This window comes from Arthrobacter sp. AK01, from assembly GCF_021109375.1.
Classification (GTDB): Bacteria; Actinomycetota; Actinomycetes; order Actinomycetales; family Micrococcaceae; genus Arthrobacter.
Window position 1 is genome coordinate 1 of record NZ_JAJOHP010000125.1, and the last position, 7163, is coordinate 7163.

Here is a 7163-nt window from a genome sequence, read left to right on the forward strand (position 1 = left end):
CTCCACCCCCAGCCACTTCCGGGCACCCCACGCCGCAGCGTCCAGGACTGCCGCCGGCGGCAGGCCGGCGTCGTGCAGTTCCCGCATTTCATCCGCAATCCGGCCGTGCTTGATCACGCTGCCCGCATCTGTTCCCGCGTAGATGGAGACCCCCGCCTCAAAGGCCTCCTGCACACGCTCGCGCCTACGCTCCCACAGGCGCATCATGTGGTCCGCGTACTCCGGAAACTTTGGCGCTGCCTGCGCGGCGATATCCGGGAAGGTGGCGATGTTGACCAGGGTGGGCACGATGGGCACCGACTGTTCCACCAAACGCGGAATGTGCCGCGGCAAGAGGCCAGTGGCGTGTTCGATGCAGTCGATGCCGGCATCGAGCATGTCATCGATCGTGTTCTCTGCGAAGCAATGGGCCGTCACCCGGGCACCTTCGTCGTGGGCAGCTGAGATGGCATCCCTGACGATCTTTGCCGGAAAGGACGCGGCGAGGTCGCCGACGCCGCGATCGATCCAGTCGCCCACAAGTTTCACCCAGCCGTCGCCGTCGCGCGCTTCCTTGCGCACGGTCTCCACGAGCTGCTCCGGTTCAATTTCGTGGCCCAGGCCACGGAGGTAGCGCCGGCTCCTGGCAATGTGCCGTCCTGCCCTGATCAGGCGGGGCAAGTCTGTCCGCTGCTGAACCCAGCGGGTGTCGCCGGGTGATCCACAATCACGGATCAGCAGCGTTCCGGCGTCGAGGTCCGCCTGCGCCTGCGCCAAGGTTGCCTGCTCGTCAACCGCGCCGCCTGCGCCGAGCCCGATGTGGCAGTGGGCATCAACGAAGCCCGGCAGGACCCAGCCATCCAGTACCCGGTCCGGAGTGGCCGTGGGGCGTTCGAAGGAAAGGACTCCGTCAACAGACCACATCCCCTGGCGCTCTTCGTCCGCCGAGACGAGTACAGGTCCGCTGAATTCGATGATGTTGGCCATTGCAAAAGCCTAGTCCGCCGCAGTGCCTTCGGAGCTGGTGCGTTCATGTGACTGGGTGCCTGTTGGGAGCTGTGGTAGCTTCGTCTACGACCACACGGGGGCCCCTGCAGGGGCTGAGATCGGACTGACGCAGTCTGCGACCGTTGAACCTGTCCGGGTAATGCCGGCGAAGGAAGTGAGTAATCCTTTGAGCACCACCGAAACACAGCACAGCCCTGTCCAAAATCGTTCCAACGCAGGCCAAAATCGTTCCAACGCAGGCCAAAACCAGGCCGGTAACGGCTTGGAATCGGCGGAACCCGTCACGCAATCGCTGAAGTCCCATTCATTGGCGTGGCTGGAAGATCCCGACAACGGGATCCGCGTGCCGATAACCGAGATTTCGCTGGAGCCCTCCCCCAATGGGCAGGCAAATACGCCGTTGCAGGTATACCGAACCGCGGGTCCGGGCAGCGATCCTGTGGTGGGACTGGAGCCGTTCCGCGCACCATGGATCGAAGGCCGGGCAGACACCGAACCATACTCCGGGCGCGAACGGAACCTGCTCGACGACGGCAAGTCCGCGGTCCGGCGCGGTGCGGCGTCAGCGGAGTGGAAGGGCGCGCAACCGGTGCCCCGCCGCGCCGTCGAGGGCAAGACCGTCACCCAAATGCACTACGCGAAAAAGGGCGTCGTGACGCCGGAGATGCAGTTCGTCGCGCTGCGGGAGAACTGCGATGTTGAACTGGTCCGCGGCGAGGTCGCCGCAGGCCGGGCCATCATCCCCAACAACATCAACCACCCTGAATCCGAACCGATGATCATCGGCAAGGCCTTCCTGGTCAAGATCAACGCAAACATCGGAAACTCGGCCGTGACCAGCTCCATCGCCGAAGAAGTGGACAAGCTGCAATGGGCCGCCCAATGGGGCGCTGATACCGTCATGGACCTCTCCACGGGAGATGACATCCACACCACCCGCGAATGGATCATCCGCAACTCCCCTGTTCCGATCGGCACAGTCCCGATCTACCAGGCGCTCGAAAAGGTCAACGGCGAAGCCAACAAACTGACATGGGAGATCTTCCGCGACACAGTGATCGAGCAATGCGAGCAGGGCGTGGACTACATGACCATCCATGCAGGGGTGCTCCTGCGGTATGTGCCACTCACAGCCAACAGGGTCACAGGCATCGTTTCGCGCGGTGGTTCGATCATGGCCGGCTGGTGCCTGGCACACCATCAGGAAAACTTCCTCTACACCCACTTTGACGAGTTGTGCGAAATCTTCGCCCAGTACGACGTCTCGTTCTCGTTGGGCGACGGCCTGCGCCCCGGATCCATTGCCGACGCAAACGACGCCGCCCAGTTTGCAGAACTGGACACGCTCGCGGAGCTGACGCAACGCGCGTGGGAGTTCGACGTCCAGGTCATGGTGGAAGGCCCCGGCCACGTTCCGTTCCACCTGGTCCGCGAGAATGTGGAGCGGCAACAGGAACTCTGCAAGGGTGCCCCGTTCTACACGCTCGGCCCCCTGGTCACCGACATCGCCCCCGGCTACGACCACATCACCTCGGCGATCGGTGCGACCGAAATCGCCCGGTACGGCACAGCCATGCTCTGTTACGTGACCCCAAAAGAGCACCTCGGCCTGCCAAACAAGGACGACGTCAAGACCGGGGTTATCACCTACAAGATCGCCGCCCACGCAGCCGACCTCGCCAAGGGCCACCCTGGTGCGCATGAACGCGACGATGCCCTGTCCAAGGCACGCTTCGAGTTCCGCTGGCGGGACCAGTTTGCCCTTTCCCTGGACCCTGTGACGGCCGAAGCCTTCCACGACGAAACATTGCCGGCCGAACCGGCAAAGACAGCGCACTTCTGCTCGATGTGCGGCCCCAAGTTCTGCTCCATGCGCATCAGCCAGGACATCCGGGACGAATACGGTTCAGCCGAGTCCCAGGCGGCAATCGCAGGCATGTACGACGGCATGCGCGAGAAGAGCCAGGAGTTCCTGGCTTCGGGCGGGAAGGTGTACTTGCCGGAACTCCAGGTCCCTGCAAGCCAAGGCACCACCAGCTCAGGAAGCCTGAACTGACATAGCCCTTCCGACGTCCGCGATAAAGGAGCGGATGGCCCGGTCCCCTTCAGGTGAATCCTGGGGCCGGTGTCCTCCCGCTGCCACGCGGCGGAGGGCACCGGTGTCCTGCAGGTATGCCGCGATTTCCTCGTAGAGGGGTTCCCACCCGCCGGTGAGGACCAACGTGGGAACGCCCGGAACGATGTGGAGCGGCGCCTCCCATGGAGGCGCTTGCAGCCTCAGCCTGCGGGCGGAGCGGCGGGCTTCGGGACTGTCCAAACCTCCGGTTTCGGCAGAGAAGGCCCGGCGGTAGAACTCACGCTGGTAGTCGGCGTCGTTGAGCTGGTTCCTGACGTCGAACAGCGGTTCCATCAGTGCCCGATGGGATCCCGTCGCCGGAAGTTCGGCCGTCAACGACAAACAGGCGGGCTCCACCAGGGTGAGCGAGTGCACCAGATCAGGGCGTTCGATGGCTGCGAGCATGGCGGAGATGGCACCTTGCTCGTGAGCCACGATGTGGCCGCCGCCCGAATCATCCAGTGCGTTGATCACAATTGCGACGTCGGCCGCCACACTGGATTCCACGGGTTCGGCATTGGCATCAAAGCCGTGGCGCCGAAGGAACAGTGCGTCATAGGCCAGGGCCATGCCATGTTGCCTCGGCCATGCCGCAGCGCCGAACGTGCCCAGGCCGTGAACGAAGACTACGCGCTGCTTCTGCATTGGTTCAGCCTATTCCACGGCTCTGACATCCCAAGGGGCCGGAAATCCCGGCTCCTTGGGAAGCAATATCTACTTTCCGAGGAACTTGTCGAAGCCCTTGGGAAGATTCAGCGACGCCGGGTCGAAGTCCGCGGCGCCCTGTCCGAAAGCGGCACCCGTGGGTGCGGCCGAAGCGGCATTGGCCCGTTTGGCCTCGGCATCACGCAGTTCCTGCGCTGCCTTTGCAGGGTTGCCGGAACGGGCCTTCTTCTTAGGGGCGTTCTTACCGTTCTTGCGGCCGCCGCCGGGGCCACCCAACCCGGGCATTCCCGGCATGCCTGGCATGCCGCCGCCTTGAGCCAGTTTTTTCATCATCTTCTGGGCCTGGGCGAAACGCTCCAGCAGTCCGTTGACCTCTGAAACGTGGACGCCTGAACCCCTGGCGATTCGGGCGCGGCGTGAGCCGTTGATGATCTTGGGAGCAACACGCTCGTGCGGAGTCATGGAGCGGACGATTGCCTCGACGCGGTCGATCTCTTTTTCGTCGAAATTCTCAAGCTGCTGACGGATGTTCTGCGCACCCGGCATCATCATGAGCATCTTCTTCATGGAGCCCATGTTGCGGATCTGCTGCATCTGGGCGAGGAAGTCGTCCAGGGTGAAGTCTTCCTGGTCGGCGAACTTCTTCGCCATCCTGGCCGCTTCGTCCTTGTCCCAGGCCTTTTCAGCCTGTTCGATCAGGGTGAGGACGTCACCCATGTCCAGGATGCGCGAAGCCATACGGTCCGGGTGGAAGAGCTCAAAGTCGTCGAGGCCTTCACCGGTGGACGCAAACATGACCGGCTTACCGGTAACGGATGCAACCGACAGCGCGGCACCGCCGCGGGCGTCGCCGTCGAGCTTGGACAACACGATGCCCGTGAAATTGACGCCTTCGTCGAAGGCCATCGCCGTGTTGACGGCATCCTGGCCGATCATGGAGTCGATCACGAAGAGGACTTCGTTGGGGATGATCGCCTGACGGATGCGTCGGGCCTGGTCCATCATTTCGGCGTCGACGCCGAGACGGCCGGCTGTATCGACGATGACGACGTCGTGCAGCTTCTGGCGGGCTTCCTCGACGCCGGCCTTGGCTACGGCCACCGGATCGCCGGCGGGGTGCTCAAGTTCGGAGGTTGCGCCCGGGTGCGGAGCGAACACCGGGACACCGGCGCGCTGGCCAACAACCTGGAGCTGCGTGACAGCGTTGGGGCGCTGGAGGTCGCAAGCTACCAGCAGGGGGCTGTGGCCCTGCGCCTTGAGCCACTTGGACAGCTTGCCGGCGAGGGTGGTCTTACCGGCACCTTGGAGGCCTGCGAGCATGATGATGGTGGGCCCGGTCTTGGCCAGGCGGATACGTCGTGTCTCGCCGCCGAGGATCTCCTTGAGTTCCTCATTGACGATCTTCACGATCTGCTGGCTCGGGTTCAACGCTCCCGAGACCTCGGCGCCCAGGGCCCGTTCGCGGATACGGCCGGTGAACTCGCGGACCACGGACACCGCAACATCCGCGTCCAGCAGGGCGCGGCGAATCTCCCGGACAGTGGCATCGACATCAGCCTCGGTGAGGCGGCCCTTGCCACGGAGGTTCTTGAAGGTTGCTGTCAACCGGTCAGAGAGTGAATTGAACACGCGCCGTGCACTTCTTTCGATGGTCTACGAATGGCGGCCAATGCGGCACACCAGAGTCTTGACGATTCTTGCCCCGGCAAATACGACTCAACTACGGGACTCGACTATCTAGGGTACCAAGTCGCACCTGCAAGATGGCATGCTGGCACAGTGACCAGCAAAACAACTGTAAAAACGTTGCTCATCCTCGGCGCGTCCGGGGACCTCACCGGCAGGCTGCTCCTGCCTGGACTGGCCGGACTGTTGGCTTCAGGGCGGGCTCCAGGTCTCCGTTTGGTGGGCGCGGGATCCGATCCCTGGTCTCCGGAGCAATGGAGGCAAAGGGTCAACGGCGCCTTCGAGGCCGCATCAAAAACAGCCGACACCGCCGGGCGTGCCGCTTTGGCCGCCGTTGCCGAAGGCACCGAATACCAGCAGGTTGATGTCACGGCCGACGGTCCATTGGCCGATCTGCTGGCACGGCTTCAGGGTCCGGTTGCCATCTACTTCGCTTTGCCACCGCATGTCAGCCAGAAAGCCTGCGAGGTACTCCATCCCGAACAAATGCCAGCCGGGACGCGGTTGGTCATGGAGAAGCCATTCGGGTCGGGTACCGAATCCGCACACGAGCTGAACAGGACCTTGGCCGCATTGGTCCCCGAGGACCACATCCACCGCGTGGACCACTTCCTGGGCAAGGCAACGGTGCTCAACATCCTGGGCCTTCGCTTCGCCAACAGGTTCCTGGAGCCGGTCTGGAACCGCGAACACATCGAGAAGGTGGAGGTCATTTTCGACGAGGACCTCGCCCTTGAGGGCAGGGCCCGATACTACGACACAGCCGGGGCTCTTCGGGACATGATCCAGAGCCACCTCCTCCACATCATGGCGTTCCTCGCCATTGATGCTCCCGCCACCATCGAGGAACGGGACCTTCGTGACGCAGTGGCCACCGTCTTGCGGGCAAGCAGCGTCAAGGCCCCGTACGTCGATTCCACGCGACGAGCCCGCTACACAGCGGGAACACTCGGCGAAAGGACCGTGCCGGACTACGCTGCCGAGGAGGGCGTGGACCCGTCACGAAACACCGAAACCCTTGCAGAAGTGCGCGTGGACATCGACAACTGGCGTTGGAAGGGCGTCCCCTTCATCCTGCGCTCCGGCAAGGCCATGGGGCGCAGGCGCAAGGAGGCCGTTATCACCTTCCGCCCTGTCCCCCACCTTCCCAAGGGCTTCTCGGGCGTGGACTCTCCCAACCAACTGCGGATCGGCTTTGGTCCGGACCTGCTGCAGCTCGACGTCGATGTGAACGGCCCCGGCGACATTTTCACGCTGGACCGAACCACCCTGGTGGCCGAACTCAACGAACCCGGAATGCTGCCCTACGGAGAAGTCCTCGAAGGCATCCTGACCGGCGACCCCCTCCTGTCAGTTCGGGGCGACACTGCCGAGGATTGCTGGAGGATCGTCGAGCCGGTCCTCCGCGCCTGGGAAAGCGGCGACGTCCCTCTGGACGAGTACGACGCCGGCAGCGAGGGGCCCGCGGACTGGCCCACCGCCGTCGTGGACTAAAGACAGTCCTGGACTAACGACGATTGGTGACCAGCGAGGGCTGGTGACTGAGCACAGCGGCGACACAACAGCGGGGGGGGGGGGGGGGGGGGGGGGGGGGGGCGCGCGGGGGGGGGGGGGGGGGGGGGGGGGGGGGGGGGGGGGGGGGGGGGGGGGGGGGGGGGGGGGGGGGGGGGGGGGGGGGGGGGGGGGGGGGGGGGGGGGGGGGGGGGGG

Annotated in this window: 5 protein-coding genes and 1 riboswitch; of the genes, 2 read left to right on the forward strand and 3 right to left on the reverse strand. The window is 64.3% G+C overall.

Translation table 11 applies throughout. From position 1 onward, the window contains the following. Positions 1 to 966 (reverse strand): amidohydrolase family protein (locus tag LN996_RS23165; protein WP_231343442.1); only part of this gene is annotated, 966 nt, incomplete at its 3' end. An 84-nt stretch (positions 967 to 1050) separates the two neighbouring features. Beyond that, positions 1051 to 1158: riboswitch (TPP riboswitch) on the forward strand. Between LN996_RS23165 and thiC the strand changes: the two genes are divergently transcribed. Continuing rightward, entirely contained in the window at positions 1154 to 3043 is a 1890-nt protein-coding gene (gene thiC, locus LN996_RS23170; RefSeq protein WP_231343443.1) for a phosphomethylpyrimidine synthase ThiC, read from the forward strand. It overlaps the preceding riboswitch by 5 nt. Here thiC and LN996_RS23175 read toward each other — a convergent pair. Then, the gene (locus tag LN996_RS23175; RefSeq protein WP_231343444.1) at positions 3026 to 3748 is read right to left on the reverse strand and encodes an alpha/beta fold hydrolase; all 723 of its coding nucleotides are present in this window, start codon (positions 3746 to 3748) and stop codon (positions 3026 to 3028) included. The genes thiC and LN996_RS23175 overlap by 18 nt on opposite strands. A 69-nt stretch (positions 3749 to 3817) precedes the next feature. Continuing rightward, entirely contained in the window at positions 3818 to 5398 is a 1581-nt protein-coding gene (ffh, locus tag LN996_RS23180; protein ID WP_231343445.1) for a signal recognition particle protein, read from the reverse strand. 30 nt (positions 5399 to 5428) lie between these two features. Here ffh and LN996_RS23185 point away from each other — a divergent pair, with 30 nt between their 5' ends. Further along, entirely contained in the window at positions 5429 to 6949 is a 1521-nt protein-coding gene (locus LN996_RS23185; RefSeq protein WP_231343446.1) for a glucose-6-phosphate dehydrogenase, read from the forward strand. The last annotated feature ends 214 nt before the right edge of the window (positions 6950 to 7163 follow it).